We start from the raw sequence: 16,109 nt of genomic DNA, 5'->3' as shown, positions 1-16,109 counted from the left end.
CGATGGACGATCTGCGCACACAGGCCGCCGAGTTCTGGGCCATCGTGGTGGAAGTCTGGAACACCAGCTTCCTGGGCTACAATGTCGGCGACGGGCTGGCTGCGCTGCTGATCATCGCGATCGCCTTTCTGGTCCGCGGCGTCTTTTCCCGCGTCGTCATGCGGCGCTTCATCGCCCGCGCGGAAAAGACCGAGAGCAAGCTCGACGACAAGCTGGTCAAGGGACTGGCCGGCCCGGTCAAGCTGATCCCGGTGATCGTCGGGATCTACATCGCCTTCCATTTCCTCAATCTGCACAGCGAGGACGCGCCGGTGGACGGCGGCCAGGTGACCGAAAGCCTGGTCATCATCGCGCTGTTCTGGGCGCTCAGAAACGCCGTCGAGCCGGTCGCCTATCTCTCAAAGCCGATCCGCAACACGCTGAACCCGGTCATGATCGACTGGCTGGCCAAGGCGCTGAAGATCTTCTTCGTCATCGTCGGCGCGGCCGCCGTGCTGCAGGTCTGGGGCATCCCCGTCGCGCCGGTGATCGGCGGCCTGGGCCTTCTGGGCGTGGCGATCGGCCTTGGCGCGCAGGACCTGTTCAAGAACCTGATCGCCGGGCTTCTGATCCTCACCGAAAAGCGCTTCGTGCCGGGTGAATGGATCATGGTGGACGGGGTGGTCGAAGGCACGGTCGAGCAGATCAATTTCCGATCCACCCTGGTGCGCCGCTTCGACAAGAGCCCGGTCTACGTGCCCAACGCCGACCTCGCCGACAACGCGGTGGTCAACTTCACCCGCATGACCCATCGCCGGATCAAATGGGCGATCGGGGTGGAGTACAAGACCACGACCGCGCAGCTGCAATACATCCGCGATCACGTGCTCGACTACATAATGAACCATCCCGAATTCGCCCGGCCGCCCGAAGTGGCGACCTTCATGCGGGTGGATTCCTTCGGGCCGAGCTCGATCGACTTCCTGCTCTACTGCTTCACCAAGACCACGAACTGGGGCGAGTGGCTGCGGCTGAAGGAAGAGCTGGCCTTCGAGGTCAAGCGTATCGTGGAAGACGGCGCAGGCACGGCCTTCGCCTTCCCGTCCACCACCGTCTACCTCGACGACGGCGCGGAAATCTTCACCCCGCCCCAGGTCGCCAAACATTCCGGCGGCCCCGCCCAGTCCCCGCCGCGATCACGGCCGGAAAAGCCGAAGGCGCGCAGGACGGCGAAGAGGGCGAAGGGCGGTAAGGCGGACGCGGGGGCTCACCACGGCTCGGGATAGGCCTCGAAGCTGGCGGCCTGCTCTGGAAACAGCGATTTGACGAAGCGCTCTGCGCGCGCCGGGTCCTGCTTGTCGAAATCGCAGACATGGGCGAACTGCGCCGGTTCACCGTCATGCCGGACGAAGCCGAAGCGCCCGGCCGGCGTGCTGAGAGCCAGAATGTCGAAGCGGTCCAGCCCGTCTGCGCCCCGATCGACGGTGAATCCGAGCTTGGCCGCGATCTCGGACGGCGCGCTGTCGACCTTGCCGACCGCTTGGCCGAACACCTGAAGGTCCTCGTCATAGACGAGCTTTTCGGGACGGACCGCAGCCCCACCGGTCAGGAAACTGATTTGAGCGCGTGGCATCTCAGAACCGCCGTCTCGCCAAGCTTCGTTTGACGCAAGTCTATATCGGGATGGTCGGGGAACCAACGCGCTTCGCCGCTGAAGCCGTTCACCTTGGACGCAGGGATCCGCGTGACGAACTCCGCCCCGCTGGCGTCCGGCGGCAAAGGGCCGACATAAGCCTGAACGATCGGGCGCTCAGCGCCTCTCGGCGTCAGGCCCCAGATCTCGAGCGATTTAATCTGCGAAGCAGCCGTCTCGCCCGATTGGGTGGGAGACCAGAGCCGGTGAAATACGAAACTTCCCGGAGCGCGCTCGACCGCTTCCCGCAAGGTTTCGCCCCGCCCGACTTACCCTCTGGAGGAGAGGCGTATGGCAAAAACGCGCCGAAAACAACCCTCAGGGGAAATCAAGCGCTCGCCTGACCGCTGATCGCCGCGCCCGCGGCTTGCGCCGCGGCGATGCGCTGATGGACTTCAAGAGGCTCGAAAGGGGCGATGTCGCCCGCAGCCTCGACCAGCACGGGAAGGCGCACGGTGACGGTGGTCCCCTCGCCCGGCGCGCTCTGGACCGTCATGTCCCCGCCGTGAAGCTCGGCGAGCGCGCGGACCAGAGACAGGCCCAGGCCGGTGCCGCGTTCGTCGGTCTTCCGGCCGGCGCTGGACTGGGCGTAGGGCTTTCCGACCTTGTCGAGTTCGTCCGCCGCGATGCCCACGCCGCTGTCGCCCACCGCGAGCACCAGATCGGGGCCCTGGGCGCGCACCATGGCGACGACCGCGCCGCCCTCGGGCGTGAATTTCACGGCGTTGGACAGAAGATTGAGCAGGATCTGGCGCAGCGCCTTGCGGTCGGCCTCCACCGTCAGCGGCGCGTCGCCGGTGTCGGCGTAGAGCGCGAGCCCGTTCTCCTCGGCGCGCAGGCGCAGCATCTTCGCGCAGATCTCCACGATGTCGCGCGCATCGAAGACCTCGGCGCTGAGTTCGTAGCGGTCGGCCTCGATCTTGGACATGTCCAGCACGTCACCGATCAGCTCGAGCAGATGCGTGCCGCTTTCATGGATGAGGTCGCCGTACTCGGCGTAGCGGGCGGGCAGCGGGCCGAACAGGCGCTGCTTCATCACGTCGGAAAACCCGATTATGGCGTTGAGCGGCGTGCGCAGCTCATGGCTGACCGCAGCGAGGAATTCCGATTTCGACCGGTTCGCCGCGATCGCCGCGTCGCGCTCGGCCTTGAGGCGCGCAGCGTCTTCGGCTTCGGCGTGATCGTTCGCCGGGCGCGCAGCCGCTTCGGGCTTGTCCAGCGACAGCACGAAGCCTGCGGGCGTGGCCACGGCGCGCGCGTCGAGCACGTTCTGCGCGCCGTTCGCGCCGCGCACGGTGAAGCTGAAGCGGCCGCCGTCCGCCGCGCCGCCGCGGCGCGCGCTTTCAAGACCGGCGCGCACGGCGGCCTGCTGGTCTTCATCGAAGGCGAGCCCGTCCACGGGAAGCCCGTCGAGCCGGCGCGGCGCGCCCGGCGCGACCCGACGCAGCGCGCGCGAGGCGGCCATGATCTCCCCTTCGGTGTTGAGCGCGATGAGCGGCGATGGCGCGCGCGCGAAACCCTCAGCGGCCGGCCGGGCCTTGCGGAGCGCTTCCAGGGCGGCGTCGAGCCGCGCGCCGAGACGGGCGCGGGCGAAGAAGCCGGCCGCGCCCAGGAAGGCGGCGAACGCCACCCACGGCGCGGGCGCCGCGGCGAGCCCTGTCGCGCCCGGCCCCGCCGGGCCGAGCAGTCCGGCGGCTGCGGCGAGAAGGAAGGCGCAGGCCGCGACGGTCGAGCCCAGACGCGCGTCGGGCCGGCCGCCGGCCGCCGTCATCGCGGCGGGACCTGCGAGAAAGACCAGGGCTGCGGGCGAGATCACGGTGGTGAAGGCGGCGGTGGCGGCGAAACCGGGCAGCGTCCAGCTGAGCGCCATGATGAGGCGCGCGCCGTCGCTGCGCCCCCGCTCGGGCCCCGCCCAGACGAGCCCCGCAAGCCCCGGCAGGGCGGCCAGCGCGAGCCAGGCGAGCTGGGCCGCGCCCAGGGACGGCGCCGGCGCCAGTCCTGCGCTTGCGACCACGCCCAGCCATCCGGCGTGCACGGCGCGCCCGGCGTTACGGTCGGCGAAACGGGCGAGGCGGGCTGTGAGCGCGGTCATGGGGTTACCGATTCGAGCGGTTTTTTTGACGAGCGCACGCTGCGCCGTCTGCGTTAACAATTATTGAATCTGTGTTAAACGATCAGGTCACGAATGACGGGCAGACTGAGAGCGGGTCGAAAGGCCCACGACCCCCAGCTTCCAGAAGGAAAAGGCACGCCATGACCCACGCATGGTTCGCCGCCGCCGCCCTCGCGGCCGCGCTCAACGCCGGCCAGGACGCACAGCCGTCCGAGCCGCAGCCTGCAGACGCCACGCCTCAATCCGGCCCTGTGCTGGCGCTCGAAGCGCCCGCCGCAGACGATCCGGTGCTGCGCAATGCGGAGACCTACGCCGCCTATCACGCCGATGTCGGCGAGGCCGGCCGCCGCGAGATCCGCTCCGGCGCCGATCTCGACGCCACGATGGACGCGCTGACGCAGTATTACGACGGCGACCGGCTGGTCGACGCGCAGATCGCCTACGCCGCGCTCATCGCCGCGCAGAACCCCGAATTCATCGACTCGGTGCGCGCGGTCGCGGACTATTACGGAACTGACGTCGCCCGCTCGGCCCTGATGGGCGATCCGGTCTACGTCACCGGCTTCATGGGCGCGGACGTCGCGTCGGACTCCGTGGTCGGCGCGATCGGCGAGGATGTCGCGGCGATGGAAGCGGTCGGCGACCGCTACAAGCAGGCCGCCTACGATCTTCAGAACGAGACCTGGGCCGCCCGCCGCGCCCGCGACCGGCAGGAGCGCCTGGCGTCGCTGGAAACCGCCTCGCAGCGGCTGGAGACCAATTTCCGCCTCGCAGACGGCGCGGAAGGCTCGGTGAACGGCACGGGCCGGCTGGGTTCGGCGTCTTCGCTGTTCGAGGCGCGCGCCCCGGCCACCGGGCCCACCCTGCCCGCGCTCGAGCTTAATGTCGGCGAAGCCCAGCTCGAACCCGACGAGCGCCGCGTGGGCCGCATGCTGGCGGTCGCCGCCCTGGCCTCGATCGAATCCGGCGACATGACCGCGCTCGACTACATGCTCGACGATCCCAGCGTGGAGCGCTGCATCACCTGGGCGCGGCTGACCATGGCCCAGTGCGTGGCCGCCGGTCACTTCAAGTACGAAGACAGCTTCTGCATCGCCGAGCACGCCCTGCTCGACGTCGCCGAATGCCTGACCGCGACCCGTCCTGTGTCGAACTGAGACAGGCCTGACCGATCGGTTAAGCCGGGATTCACGTAAAGCGTTCTGGCTTAACACGCCTTTTACCAACGGCCGGGGTTTCGATGGCGAAACTCCGGCCGTTTGCGTTAGCCTCGTTCTTGCTTCCAGAAGGGAAGATGGGAGAGAGGCCGAATGCTGACCTTCACAGCCCGAGCGATTTTCTGGACCGCGGTCGTGGCCGCCTTCGTGCCCGCCGGCTTCAGCGCGCCCGAGGAGGGCGCCTTCGCCCGCGAAGCCCGCGCGGTCCTGGACCGGCCCGCCCGCGAGGGCGTCTACGTCGCGCAGGCCGAAACCGCCCGCTTCTGCGAGGCCGAGACCGCCTTCTGCACCGTCGCCCGCGAGCTCGGCGCCTTCGCCGGCCTTGTCGGCGGTGTCGCTGCGAACCGCGCCGAGCAGGCGCTGGAAGAGCGTCTCGCGCCGTCCGAGCAGGCGAGCGCCCGCAGCCTCGATTCCGTGCTCGAAGAGGTCGCCCGCGAGCGCCACGCCCGCTAGCGGGCTTGCGGCCGCGCGCCGCGGGCTCTATCTGCCGGGCCATGAGCACCAGCCACGACATCGACGCCCTGGTCGACGAGTTCGAGTTTCTCGGCGACTGGGAGGAGCGCTATCGCTATCTCATCGAGCTGGGGCAGGCGATGGATCCCCTGCCCGAGGCCGAGAAGACCGACCTCACCAAAGTCAAAGGCTGCGTCAGCCAGGTCTGGGTCGTGATCGACCAGGACGGCGAGCGGCTCGCTTTGCGCGGCGACAGCGACGCGCACATCGTCAAGGGCCTCGTGGCGCTGATGAAGCGGCTCTATGACGGCCGCACGCCGTCCGACGCGCTCGCCATCGACCCCAAGGAAGTTCTGGGCCGGATCGGGCTCGCAGAGCACCTTTCGCCGCAGCGCTCGAACGGATTGTCCTCGATGATCGCGCGCATCCGCGCCGAGGCCGAAGCCCGGGCCGCCTAGTCTTCGCCCGAAGCGAACGCGGCCGCGGCGTCGAAATCGGGCGTGCAGCGCGCGGGAAAGCCCGCCTTGTGCAGCACCTTGGTCATGCGCGCGGCGTGCATGAAGTTCTCCGGCGCGTGCACGTACGCAACCCGCAGCCCTTCTGGCAGGTTGTGCGCGAAGATGGCGGCGACCTCTTCGAACTGGGCGAGCGTGTGGTCGAGCCGGCACTGCCGGTAATCCATGATCAGCCCGTCCCGGCCCTCGCGCACCATACGCTCGCAGAGCTTCAGCGCATTTTCGCGGCTGTCCTGCACACGATTTCGGCCGATCAGGCGCACGACGAACACGTTCGCGCCGTCGAGTTCGGAACGGATGATCTGGAGGTCTGAGGTCATGGCCGGCGAAGAGGTAGACGCTTCGCCGCCCGTGTCGAGGGGCGCGCTCATCAGAACGGCCAGAGCAGGTTATAGAGTTCCTGACCGATCGGCGGGCGCTGCATGTCGGAGATATGACCCCGGCCGCCATAGGAGATTCGCGCCTCTGCGATCTTCTGATGGTCGATCGTGTTGTCCGCGGCGATGTCCTCGGGCCGCACGATCCCGGCGATCAGAAGCTCGCGCACCTCGTTGTTGATGCGCACTTCCTGCCGGCCGTGAATGACGAGGTTTCCGTTCCACATCACCTCGGTGACGATGGCTGCGGCCGTCATCTCGATCGTTTCCGACCGGTTCACGCTGCCTGCCCCTTGCGTGGACGAGTTCGAGCCGAAGCCCGAGCTGTTCGCCGGATCGTAGATGTCGTTGAAGAACCGGTTCAGCGCCGCCTCGCCGCCGAAGAAGTTGGTCAGCGACGTATCTTCGGAAGTCGCCCGAGAGCGCGCGGTCTGGTTGGAGACCTGGGCGCGGTCGGAAATGTCGATCTTCACCGTCAGGATGTCGCCGATATCGGCCGCGCGCGGATCGCCGAAGAAGGTCGTCGAGTTCGACCGCCACAGCGAGTTGGGATTGGCCGGCCGCTGACTGGCCGCAGCGATGGCCTGGGCGCGGGCGAGACGGGCGGCCTCGGCCTGAGCCGGGCTCATCACCTCCCCGCTCATGCCGCGGATCGCCGCCTGGCTTTCGATCGGGCTCATCGGCGGGGTCTGGCCCACATAGGAGAGCCGGTCTTTCGCCGCGCAGCCTGCGAGCCCTGCCGCGAAGGCGGCCAGAAGCGCGGTGCGAAGAAGGGTCTGGCGCATGGGGTCTCTCCTAATGGGTGTAGGCCGCGCCGTGCACGCGGGCCCGGCCCGGCGCGTCGGCGACCGCCTCGATCGTGCGGTTCGAAGCGAGATTGACGAAGCGGGCGGTCTCGCCCTCGGCGGCGTCCTGAAGCGCACGCGCCCGCGCGGTCAGCACCAGCGCGCCGGAGCGGTAGACCAGCGAGACGACCTCGCCGCGGGCGATCATCACCGGCGCTTCGATGTCGAGCGTGCGCACCGGCGTGTCGGGCCGCAGCGCACGGCGCGCGGACTGGCCGATCAGCGCGTCGGCGCTGAGGACGGTTTCGGGCCGCACACGGTTCGCGGGCAGGCGCACCCAGTCGATATCGCCCGCCTCGATGACCTCGCCGCGCTCGATCGCGCGCGCCAGCACCGGCACGTCGGCGACCGGCTGGGCGCGGCCGCCCACGGTCTGGGCCGGTCCGCCCGGCCAGGCGGCGATCTCGGCCCTGAACAGGCCCGAGCGCGGATCATGATCGAAGCTCAGCACTTCAGGCCCGCCGGCTGCGTCCAGCGGGGCGGCGAGCGCGCGCTGCGCGCCGGACAGCTCCACCGCATGGGCCTGGCCGTGCTCGACGAACAGCATCTCCTCGATCAGCGCGGTCAGCGCGGCCGGCTCGACCAGACGCGCGGCGCGCTCGACGGTGACCCGCGGCAGGCCGGCCGCATTCGGCCAGTCGAGCCCGGCCTGGGCGGCGGTGCGGCGCACGAATTCCGGATCGAGGCTGACCGCAGCGCCGGGCTCGGGCGCGCGGGCGAGCTGAACACCTCCCGCCTCGCCAGCCCCGTCGAACAGGTCGGACAGGGTGACCACCGCGTCGTCGGTGACCGGGCGCTCCTTCAGGACCACACGGAGGGAGTCCTGCGCGGCGGCCTCTGCGAAGAGGCTGGCGGCCAGCGCGGCGGAGACGGCGAGGAGCGTGCGGATCATGGCGAGGACCTCAGCGCAGGTTCGAGCTGGCGGCGAGCATTTCATCGGCGGCCGTGATCACGCGGGCGTTCATCTCATAGGCCCGCTGGGCCTGGATGAGCGCCGTGATCTCGGTCACCGCGTCGACGTTCGAGGCCTCGACGAAGCCCTGCCGGATGATGCCGAAGCCCTGATCGCCGGGCAGGCCGGCCTGCGGCGCGCCGGAGGCGGCGCTTTCCAGCAGCAGATTGTCGCCGATCTGCTCGAGCCCGGCCTCGTTGGGGAAGGTGACCAGTTCCAGCCGGCCCTGGGTGGAGGGTTCGGCCTGGCCGGGGCGGATCACCTGCACGACGCCTTCCTGGTTGATCGACACTTCGCGCGCGTCCTGCGGGATGACGATGCCCGGCGCGACGGTGTAGCCGTCCGAGGTGACGAGCTCGCCCTCGGGCGAGAGCGACAGATTGCCGGCGCGGGTGAAGGCGTCCCCGCCATTGGGCAGGTTGACCCGGAGATAGCCCCGGCCCGCGATGGCGATGTCGAACGTGTTGCCGGTCTGGGTCAGGCTGCCCTGTTCGGTGATGCGGTATACCGATCCGGCGTTCACGCCCAGGCCGACCTGAACGCCGGTGGGCTGGATCGTGCCGGCGTCGGAGGAGTTCGCGCCCGGCGAGGTGATGGTCTGGTAGAGCAGATCCTGGAACTCGGCCCGCTGACGCTTGAACGCGGTCGTGTTCATGTTCGCCAGATTGTGGGAGATGACCTCGACGGCCATCTGCTGGGCTTCCATCCCGGTGGCGGCGGTGGAGAGAGCGCGCATGGGCGTGTCCTTCTAAATCGCTTACGGACGGCCGAGCCGTTCGATGGCCTTGCGGCTGAGTTCGTCGGCGTCGCGGATCATCTTCGTCACGGACGCGTAGGCGCGGCTCACCTCCATCATCGAGGTGATTTCCGCGATCGGCCGGACGTTGGAGCCTTCGCTATGGCCCTGATGGACGACCGGCAGGTCCTCCATCAGGCGCTCGGCGTCCTCGGGCGCGCGGAAACGGTTGTCTCCGGTCTTCTCCAGCACGCCGAGCTCGGCGAAACGGGCCACGCCGATCCGCTGGCCCGGGATCCCGTTCTGGCTGACCGTGCCGTCCGCGCCGATCGTCACCGGGCCGGCGGCGGGATCGACCCGCACCGGCTGGCCCAGATCGTCGAGCACGCGCGCGCCGTCCGAGGCGACGATCTCGTTCTGGTCGTTCAGGGTGAACCGGCCGTCGCGGGTGAAGCGCTCGCCGGCCTCGGTCTGCAGCGTGAAGAAGCCTTCGCCCTGAAGCGCGAGATCGAGCGGACGACCGGTCTGCTGCAGCACGCCCTGGCGGAAATCACGGCCCATCGACCACTCGTCCACGAAGGCCACCCGGTCCGGCCCGTCGGCGTGACGGGCCCGGCTGGCGGTCTGGCTTTCGAGCATCAGGGATTCGGCCTTGAAGCCGGCGGTCTGGCTGTTGGCGATGTTGTTGGCCGCAACATCCATGGCGCGGCGCAGGGTCAGCTGACGGGAGAGCCCCACGAGCATCGCGTTATCCATGTCGATCGCCTCCTTCTCGGCGCGGTCCGCAGTCTTTCTGCGCGGATGCGCGGCTCTCCGGCGCAAGCCCCGTGCCAAGGTTAATACCGTTTCTTTTCAATGGATTGCGGATGAAGGCGGATGGGCGAATTCTGCCCCGCCGGCGACGATCTGCAGGGCGCGCGGCAATTTCTGCCCACTCGCGCCTCTGTCTGAACGGATCGTTAACCGCAGCAATCGTTAATGGCCTCAGAAACCTTAGTTTTCAAAGCCGAGGGTGGTTCGCCATGGCGGACGAAGCCGAAGACGACATCGAAGACGGCGCCGAAGCCGAAGGCGTCGAGGGCGAGAAGAAAAAGGGCGGGATCAAGAAGCTCGCCCTGTTCATCGGCCTGCCTGTCGTGATCCTGATTCTGGCCGGGGTGGCCGGCGCGCTGCTGCTGTTCGGCGGCGGCGAGGACGAGACTGCTGTCGCCGAGGGCGGAGAAGCGGTCGAGGAAGAGATCGATCCGGCCGCCGAGCTGACCGCCTATTTCGACCGGTTCGAACAGAGCGGTGAGTATTCGGTCACCGCCAACATCGCCGACGAGAACGGCGGCTCGCTGGTGATGCAGCTGAAGTTTGCGATCGTCTACGACGATCACAGCGTCTCCACCGTGCTCGCCCATCCCGATTTCGAGCCGCGCCTGCGCGACACGATGATCGATTTCGCCCGCACGCTGCGGGTGGAGGATCTCGACGGATCGATGGGCAATTACCGCATCAAGGCCGAGCTGTTGCGGCGCGTGAATCTGCTGATCGCGCCGATGCAGGCCGAGGACGTGCTGATCGTCGACCTGGTGATGGGCTGACGAGGAGGGGATCGCCGTGAGCGAAGTCGACCAGGAAGCCCTGGCCGCCGAGTGGGAGGCGGCCGCCTCCGGCGAACAGCCGGACTTCGACGCCATCGGCGGGGACGGGGCGGACGGCGACGATCTGGCCTCCGAATGGGAGGCCATGGTCGGCGACGAGGCCGAGACCTTCCTGCCCAGCCAGGGCGGCTCGGGGCCCGAACGCATCCTCAATCAGGAAGAGATCGACTCCCTTCTGGGCTTCTCGGTCTCCGACGACGACGCCAACGAGCGGTCGGGAATCCGCGCGATCATCAACTCCGCGCTGGTCTCCTACGAACGCCTGCCGATGCTGGAGATCGTCTTCGACCGCCTGGTGCGGCTGATGACGACATCCTTGCGCAATTTCACCTCCGACAACGTCGAGGTGAGCCTGGACAACATCTCCTCGATCCGGTTCGGCGACTATCTCAATTCGATCCCGCTGCCCGCGATCCTGGCGGTGTTCCGGGCCAGGCAGCTGGATAATTACGGCCTGCTGACGGTCGACTCCAACCTGATCTACTCGATCGTCGACGTGCTGCTGGGCGGACGCCGCGGCACCTCGGCCATGCGGGTGGAGGGCCGGCCATACACCACGATCGAGCGCACGCTCGTGCAGCGGATGATCGAGGTCGTGCTCGCCGACGCCAAGGCCGCCTTCGCGCCGCTGACCGAAGTCGAGTTCGACCTCGACCGGGTGGAGACCAACCCCCGCTTCGCCGCCATCGCCCGGCCCGCAAACGCGGCGATCCTGGTCAAGCTCAGGATCGACATGGAAGACCGGGGCGGGCGTATCGAGCTTCTTCTGCCCTACGCCACGCTCGAACCGATCCGGAAAATGCTGCTCCAGCAGTTCATGGGCGAGAAGTTCGGCCGGGACAATATCTGGGAAAGCCACCTCGCCACCGAGCTGTGGTCGACCAAGATGGAGGTCGCCGCCGTGCTCGACGAGATGAGAAAGCCGCTGGGCGAGGTGATGAACCTCAAGGTCGGCGACACCCTGATGCTGGACACCGGGCCGGACGGCGCGGTCGAGCTCAGATGCGGACAGATCCGGCTGACGCAAGGCCGGATGGGCCGAATCGGGCACAACATCGGGGTCCGCCTGGACAAGCCTCTGAGCCAGGGGGCCAAGAAACGCCTGATGGGGTTCTCATGAGCATCGCCTCCCTCGCCTTCGAAGCTCTGGTCTGCGTGCTGCTGCTCGCCGCCGCCGTGATGTGCTGGCGGGTGGACCGCCGCCTGCGCGCCATGCGCGAGGGGCAGGACGGGCTGCGCGACACGATCGGCGCACTCAACAACGCGGTGGACCGCGCCCGCGCCAGCCTCGCCGCGCTCGACCGCGCCAGCCGCGAGAACGGCGCGGCTTTGCGTGAGGAAGTCGAAACCGCCCGCAAGCTCGCCGACGAGCTGCGCTTCCTCAACGACGACGCCGAAGCGAAAGCAGAGCGCGGGGTGCGCGGCCGCCGCGAGCGCACCCGCCCCGCCCCGGCCGAACCGGTTCCGGTGCGTGAGGAAGACACCGGCGCCCGCCGCCGGCTCGAAGCGCTCAAGGCGCTGAGGTGATCTGATGAGCCCCCGTCCGCTCCTCCTGCTCGCGGTCCTGCTCGGCGGACTGCTCGCGCTCAAGGCGCTGTCGCTCGCCGACGGCGCCTCGGCGTTTTTCGCCGAGCGCGCCTTCGCCGCGGCGCCGGAAGCCGCTGACGACGAAGCGGCCGATCCTGATGATGGAGCGGCCACTGCAGAAGATGAATCCGACGCGCCTGCAGGGCCGGCTGCGACCCCGCCCGCCCTCGACCGGCGGGCCGCGCCGATGCAGATGCCGACCGCCTCCCAGCTGGGTCTCGAGACCGATCTCGCCCGCCGCCGCCAGGAACTCGACCGCCGCGAAGACGCGCTGGACACCCGCGAACAGCTGCTCGCCGTCGCCGAAGCCCGCTACGACGAACGCCTCGCCGAGCTCGAAACCGTGCGCAGCGAGATCCAGGACTTGCTCGGCCAGCTCGACGATCAGCGCCAGCGGCGTATCGATTCGATCGTCAGCACCTACGCCCAGCTCGAACCGGACGCCGCCGCCCCGATCCTTCAGGCGATGGATGACACCGATCCCGAGACCCTGCTCATGGTCGCCCGCCAGCTGCAGGAGACCAATCCCCGCCGCTTCGCCGCCGTGATGGCGGAGATGGAGCCCGGCTTCGCCGCAGGGCTGACCTCGCGGCTGAGAGCGACCGCCGATCCCCAGCCCAGCCGCGCCGAAGCGGAGGCCCGCAATGCGGTGGCCGGCGAAGGTTAGAGCCGCGCTTCTGGCCGGCGCGGCCGCCGCCGCGCTGACCGCGCCTGCGCTCGCCCAGGCCCCGGCGAACGTGGAGGTCGACCGGCTGGGCGACACCGCGCGGATCCGCCTCGTGCTGCCTGAAAGCGAGGGCGGCGACCTCACCGTGAACGCCGAGATCGCCGCGGACCGGGTGATCGTCGCGCGCCTGTCCGATGCGGTCGAAGTCGACGTCAGCGGGCTGAGGCAGGCTGCGCCCGATTACATCGCGATGGCGAGGCTCGACGCGGACGGACGCACGCTCCGGCTTGCCTTAAATCGCGAGCTCGAACCGCGCGTTTCGGTCTCCCACAACGTGCTCGCCATCGATCTCGCCCCGCCCGGCGCGCCGGCCCAGCCTGCGGTCGTCAGCCCCTATGAGCGCGCCCGCCAGGCCGAAGCGCGCGCTAGGGCCGAAGCCGACGCCGCCGCGGCCGCGCCGCCTCCCCCGCCGCCTTCGCTTCCCGTAGAGCTGCGCGTCGGCGAGGCCAGCGAGTACACCCGCATCGTCTTTCAGTGGCCCGAACCGGTGACCTGGTCGCTGGAACAGGCGGACGCGCGCGCCGTGTTGCGCTTTTCGCGGGCCGCCGAGATCGATCTTTCGGAGCTGACCGCCGCGCCGCCGCGCCGGGTCGACGCGGTCACCCGGCTCGACGAGGACACGCTCGCTTTGTCCTTCCTGCTCTCGCCCGACGCCGAGGCGCGGGTCTGGTCGGACGCGCCGGGCCGGGTGGCGCTGGATGTCGCGGTTCCCGGCGCGAGCGGGATCGAGGCGACGCTTGCGGCGCTTTCAGGCTACGCCGACAGCCTCGCGCCCGGTGAAACCGAGACCGAAGCCCCCCAGGACGCCGCCGCCGCCGCCGAAACGCCCGAGCCCGCCCCGGTTCTGCCCGAGGCCGAGCGCCCTGATCCGCTGCCCGCCTCCGGCGTCGTGCCGGTCGAGGTCCGCAAGGCGGGTCAGGACCTCGTGATGAGCTTTCCCTTCGCGAACCTGCCCGGCGCGGCGGTGTTCCGGCGGGCCGAAGCGCTGTGGATCGTCTTCGACGCACCGGCCCAGCTCGAAGCCGGCGAGATCGCCGCGGCGGGCGGGGACCATGTCGAAGCCTATCGCGCGTTCACCGGCGCGGACTACGCCGCGCTTCGCATCGAGGCGCCGGTCTCCACCCTGGCTGACGTGCACGCCGCCGGGGCGACCTGGACGGTGATCCTGACAGACACGCTGGACGAGCCGCCCGCGCCGGTGCGCCTGGCGCGCGAGACCGGGTTCAACCGGCCCGCCGTGATGCGGGTGGGCTTCAACGGCGCCCGCTCGGCGGTCAACCTGCTCGATCCGGTGGTGGGCGACCGTCTGCTCGTACTCACCGCAGACGGCGACAAGCGCGGCGTGCTCTCCCCGCGCCAGTTCGTGGAGGGGCGCATCCTCGCCTCGGCTCACGGTCTGGCGCTCGAAGCCTACGCCGACGATCTCGCCATGACGGTCGAGCCCGGCGGCGCGCGCCTGGAACGCCCGGGCGGGCTGAAGCTCTCGCGCACGGCCGATCCCGCGCTGGCCGCCGCCTTCGACCGGCCGATGACGCCGGGCTTTCTCGATCTCGCCCGCTGGCGGGGCGACCAGCCCTATGTCGAGGGCCGCGCCCGTCTCCAGCGCGCCGCGGTCGATCTCGAACCCGAGGCGCTGACCGCGCTCGCGCGCTTTTCGCTCGGCTGGGGTCTGGCGCACGAAGCGCTCGCCTACATGACCCTCGCGGTCAAGGCGAACCCGGCGCTGGAAACCGCGCCGGAGACCGCCGCCCTTCAGGGCGCAGCGCTCTACATGGCCGGACGCTACGACGAAGCCGCCGAGACGCTCGATCAGGCGTCCGTGCTCAACGATCCTGCGGTGCAGTCCTGGCGCGCCCTGGTCGCCGCGCAGCGCCGCGACTGGCCGACCGCGCGCCGGCGTTTCGAACGCGGACGGGACGCGGCCTTCTTCTTCGATCCGGTCTGGCGGGCGCGCATCTCCGCCTGGCATGCGCTGTCCGCGCTCGAAACCGGCGATCTGGGCGCAGTGCGGCCTTTGCTCGATCTGGTGGACGCGGGCGCTGACGATCCCGAAGCCGATGCGGTTTCCGGGCTCGCCGAAGCCGGACTTCTGGCCGCCAGCGGCGAGATCGAGGCGGCGGTCGCCCGCTATGACGCGCTGCGCAGCCATCCCTGGCGGCCCGTTCAGACCCGCGCCGGGCTCGCCATGATCCAGCTTCAGACCGAGCATGGCCTTGTCGCCGCCGATGAAGCCGTCGAGGCGCTGGAATCGCTGCGCTTCCAGTGGCGCGGCGACGACACCGAAGTCGAGGCCGCCGCCATGCTGGGCCGCGTCTACGCCCAGGCCGGCCGTTATGACGAGGCGCTGAGGACGATGGACGCCACGCGCGGGCGCTTCCCCGAAAGCCCGGTCGCGCGAGACCTCAGCCTCGAGATGGACCAGCTCTTCCGCGATCTGTTTCTGGACGGCGGCGCGGATCGGATGGACCCGCTCAGCGCCGTCGCGCTCTGGCGCGAGCACCAGTCGCTGACCCCGCCGGGCCCTGACGGGGTGCGCATGGTGATGGGCGTGGTCGACCGGCTCGTGGAGATCGACCTGCTCGATCAGGCCGCCGCCTATCTGCAGTACTGGATCGACGAACGCTCCATCACCATGACCGGCCAGGCGCGCGCGACCATCGCCGCCGACCTCGCCGAGATCTACCTCACCGACGGCCGCCCCGAGGCCGCGATGCGCGCGATCGAGTCCACGCGGATCGCCGGCCTGCCCACAGATCTCGTCGAGCGCCGCCGGCTTCTGCAGGCCCGCTCGCTGGCCGGTGTCGGCCGCACCGAGCACGCGCTCGAGCTCATCGCCAACGACCGCACCGAAGCCGCCGACAGGCTGCGCGCCCGGGTCGCCTGGGATGAAAGGATCTGGCCCGAGGCCGGGCGGCGCGCGGAATCGCTGCTGGCGGACCGCTGGCGGCAGGAGGGCGATCTGTCGCCGCGTGAAAGCCATGACGTGCTGCGCGCCCTGATCGCCTACGCGCTGGCGCGCGACAGCGCGGGCATGGACCGGATCGAGGCGCGTTACGGCGCGAAGATGTCCCGCACCGATCACGCCCGCGCCTTCTCGATGGTCGCCAGCGAGACCGTCGCGCCGGGCGATGCGCGGCTCGCCGCCATGGTCAACGAGCTCGCCGATCTCGACGATGCGAGCACGTTGATGCGCGGCTTCTCCGCCGCCGCAGCAGACGAAGACGGCGCCGGGCCCTCCTAAGCCGCGCCGGTCCGCGCTATCTAGGCGG

At 69.5% G+C, this 16,109-nt stretch carries 16 protein-coding genes; 9 read left to right on the top strand and 7 right to left on the bottom strand.

Going from position 1 to position 16,109, the window contains the following annotated elements:
* Window positions 1-2 precede the first annotated feature (2 nt).
* Complete coding sequence (locus ABL308_09095) at window positions 3-1,265, top strand: mechanosensitive ion channel family protein (protein ID XBQ15116.1); 1,263 nt, start codon at window positions 3-5, stop codon at window positions 1,263-1,265.
* On the opposite strand, the gene ABL308_09090 is transcribed toward ABL308_09095, so the two are convergent.
* Together ABL308_09090 and ABL308_09085 are read right to left on the bottom strand one after the other, a co-directional pair.
* A complete protein-coding gene (locus ABL308_09090; GenBank protein ID XBQ15115.1) occupies window positions 1,247-1,612 on the bottom strand; it encodes a hypothetical protein in 366 nt (121 codons plus the stop codon). The two genes, ABL308_09095 and ABL308_09090, sit on opposite strands and share 19 nt — an antisense overlap.
* 388 nt (window positions 1,613-2,000) lie before the next feature.
* Window positions 2,001-3,764, bottom strand: a complete 1,764-nt coding sequence (locus ABL308_09085; protein XBQ15114.1) for a HAMP domain-containing sensor histidine kinase — start codon at window positions 3,762-3,764, stop codon at window positions 2,001-2,003.
* Window positions 3,765-3,925: 161 nt separating this feature from the next.
* Here ABL308_09085 and ABL308_09080 point away from each other — a divergent pair, with 161 nt between their 5' ends.
* From ABL308_09080 to ABL308_09070, 3 genes are all read left to right on the top strand, one after another.
* Window positions 3,926-4,942: a hypothetical protein gene (locus ABL308_09080; protein ID XBQ15113.1), complete on the top strand. Its 1,017-nt coding sequence runs from the start codon at window positions 3,926-3,928 to the stop codon at window positions 4,940-4,942.
* A 153-nt stretch (window positions 4,943-5,095) separates the two neighbouring features.
* Window positions 5,096-5,455, top strand: coding sequence for a hypothetical protein (locus tag ABL308_09075; GenBank protein XBQ15112.1), 360 nt, complete (start codon window positions 5,096-5,098; stop codon window positions 5,453-5,455).
* Window positions 5,456-5,496: 41 nt separating this feature from the next.
* The gene (locus ABL308_09070; GenBank protein XBQ15111.1) at window positions 5,497-5,913 is read left to right on the top strand and encodes a SufE family protein; all 417 of its coding nucleotides are present in this window, start codon (window positions 5,497-5,499) and stop codon (window positions 5,911-5,913) included.
* Here the strand turns inward: ABL308_09070 and ABL308_09065 are convergent.
* The 5 genes from ABL308_09065 to flgF are packed head-to-tail and all read right to left on the bottom strand — an operon-like array spanning window position 5,910 to window position 9,636.
* A complete protein-coding gene (locus ABL308_09065) occupies window positions 5,910-6,290 on the bottom strand; it encodes a hypothetical protein (GenBank protein XBQ15110.1) in 381 nt (126 codons plus the stop codon). The genes ABL308_09070 and ABL308_09065 overlap by 4 nt on opposite strands.
* A gap of 50 nt (window positions 6,291-6,340) precedes the next feature.
* Window positions 6,341-7,132 (bottom strand): flagellar basal body L-ring protein FlgH, encoded by a 792-nt coding sequence (flgH, locus tag ABL308_09060; protein XBQ15109.1) that lies wholly within the window; start codon window positions 7,130-7,132, stop codon window positions 6,341-6,343.
* A 10-nt stretch (window positions 7,133-7,142) separates the two neighbouring features.
* Window positions 7,143-8,084, bottom strand: a complete 942-nt coding sequence (flgA, locus tag ABL308_09055) for a flagellar basal body P-ring formation chaperone FlgA (GenBank protein XBQ15108.1) — start codon at window positions 8,082-8,084, stop codon at window positions 7,143-7,145.
* Window positions 8,085-8,094: 10 nt separating this feature from the next.
* Complete coding sequence (gene flgG / locus ABL308_09050) at window positions 8,095-8,880, bottom strand: flagellar basal-body rod protein FlgG (protein ID XBQ15107.1); 786 nt, start codon at window positions 8,878-8,880, stop codon at window positions 8,095-8,097.
* 21 nt (window positions 8,881-8,901) lie between these two features.
* The gene (gene flgF, locus ABL308_09045; GenBank protein XBQ15106.1) at window positions 8,902-9,636 is read right to left on the bottom strand and encodes a flagellar basal-body rod protein FlgF; all 735 of its coding nucleotides are present in this window, start codon (window positions 9,634-9,636) and stop codon (window positions 8,902-8,904) included.
* Between the two features lie 266 nt (window positions 9,637-9,902).
* On the opposite strand from flgF, the gene ABL308_09040 reads away from it, so the two are divergent.
* The 5 genes from ABL308_09040 (at window position 9,903) to ABL308_09020 (ending at window position 16,081) form a co-directional block, all read left to right on the top strand.
* Window positions 9,903-10,466, top strand: a complete 564-nt coding sequence (locus tag ABL308_09040; protein XBQ15105.1) for a flagellar basal body-associated FliL family protein — start codon at window positions 9,903-9,905, stop codon at window positions 10,464-10,466.
* A 145-nt stretch (window positions 10,467-10,611) separates the two neighbouring features.
* A complete protein-coding gene (gene fliM, locus ABL308_09035; GenBank protein XBQ17729.1) occupies window positions 10,612-11,646 on the top strand; it encodes a flagellar motor switch protein FliM in 1,035 nt (344 codons plus the stop codon).
* Complete coding sequence (locus ABL308_09030; GenBank protein ID XBQ15104.1) at window positions 11,643-12,053, top strand: DUF6468 domain-containing protein; 411 nt, start codon at window positions 11,643-11,645, stop codon at window positions 12,051-12,053. The genes fliM and ABL308_09030 overlap by 4 nt, the downstream gene beginning before the upstream one ends.
* A gap of 4 nt (window positions 12,054-12,057) precedes the next feature.
* Window positions 12,058-12,780, top strand: a complete 723-nt coding sequence (locus ABL308_09025; protein XBQ15103.1) for a hypothetical protein — start codon at window positions 12,058-12,060, stop codon at window positions 12,778-12,780.
* Complete coding sequence (locus ABL308_09020; GenBank protein XBQ15102.1) at window positions 12,758-16,081, top strand: tetratricopeptide repeat protein; 3,324 nt, start codon at window positions 12,758-12,760, stop codon at window positions 16,079-16,081. The genes ABL308_09025 and ABL308_09020 overlap by 23 nt, the downstream gene beginning before the upstream one ends.
* Window positions 16,082-16,109 lie beyond the last annotated feature (28 nt).

The sequence above is a fragment of the Oceanicaulis sp. genome (genome assembly GCA_040112665.1).
Lineage (GTDB): Bacteria > Pseudomonadota > Alphaproteobacteria > Caulobacterales > Maricaulaceae > Oceanicaulis.
The sequence above is the reverse complement of the archived record's forward strand: the minus strand, read 5'-3'. Positions and strand labels throughout refer to the sequence as shown.

What these genes read in the sequence shown, in the direction of transcription:
- ABL308_09095 (XBQ15116.1), top strand. Translation starts at nt 3, where the DNA reads ATGGACGATCTGCGCACACAGGCCGCCGAGTTCTGGGCCATCGTGGTG.
- ABL308_09090 (XBQ15115.1), bottom strand. Translation starts at nt 1,612, where the DNA reads ATGCCACGCGCTCAAATCAGTTTCCTGACCGGTGGGGCTGCGGTCCGT.
- ABL308_09085 (XBQ15114.1), bottom strand. Translation starts at nt 3,764, where the DNA reads ATGACCGCGCTCACAGCCCGCCTCGCCCGTTTCGCCGACCGTAACGCC.
- ABL308_09080 (XBQ15113.1), top strand. Translation starts at nt 3,926, where the DNA reads ATGACCCACGCATGGTTCGCCGCCGCCGCCCTCGCGGCCGCGCTCAAC.
- ABL308_09075 (XBQ15112.1), top strand. Translation starts at nt 5,096, where the DNA reads ATGCTGACCTTCACAGCCCGAGCGATTTTCTGGACCGCGGTCGTGGCC.
- ABL308_09070 (XBQ15111.1), top strand. Translation starts at nt 5,497, where the DNA reads ATGAGCACCAGCCACGACATCGACGCCCTGGTCGACGAGTTCGAGTTT.
- ABL308_09065 (XBQ15110.1), bottom strand. Translation starts at nt 6,290, where the DNA reads ATGACCTCAGACCTCCAGATCATCCGTTCCGAACTCGACGGCGCGAAC.
- flgH (XBQ15109.1), bottom strand. Translation starts at nt 7,132, where the DNA reads ATGCGCCAGACCCTTCTTCGCACCGCGCTTCTGGCCGCCTTCGCGGCA.
- flgA (XBQ15108.1), bottom strand. Translation starts at nt 8,084, where the DNA reads ATGATCCGCACGCTCCTCGCCGTCTCCGCCGCGCTGGCCGCCAGCCTC.
- flgG (XBQ15107.1), bottom strand. Translation starts at nt 8,880, where the DNA reads ATGCGCGCTCTCTCCACCGCCGCCACCGGGATGGAAGCCCAGCAGATG.
- flgF (XBQ15106.1), bottom strand. Translation starts at nt 9,636, where the DNA reads ATGGATAACGCGATGCTCGTGGGGCTCTCCCGTCAGCTGACCCTGCGC.
- ABL308_09040 (XBQ15105.1), top strand. Translation starts at nt 9,903, where the DNA reads ATGGCGGACGAAGCCGAAGACGACATCGAAGACGGCGCCGAAGCCGAA.
- fliM (XBQ17729.1), top strand. Translation starts at nt 10,612, where the DNA reads ATGGTCGGCGACGAGGCCGAGACCTTCCTGCCCAGCCAGGGCGGCTCG.
- ABL308_09030 (XBQ15104.1), top strand. Translation starts at nt 11,643, where the DNA reads ATGAGCATCGCCTCCCTCGCCTTCGAAGCTCTGGTCTGCGTGCTGCTG.
- ABL308_09025 (XBQ15103.1), top strand. Translation starts at nt 12,058, where the DNA reads ATGAGCCCCCGTCCGCTCCTCCTGCTCGCGGTCCTGCTCGGCGGACTG.
- ABL308_09020 (XBQ15102.1), top strand. Translation starts at nt 12,758, where the DNA reads ATGCGGTGGCCGGCGAAGGTTAGAGCCGCGCTTCTGGCCGGCGCGGCC.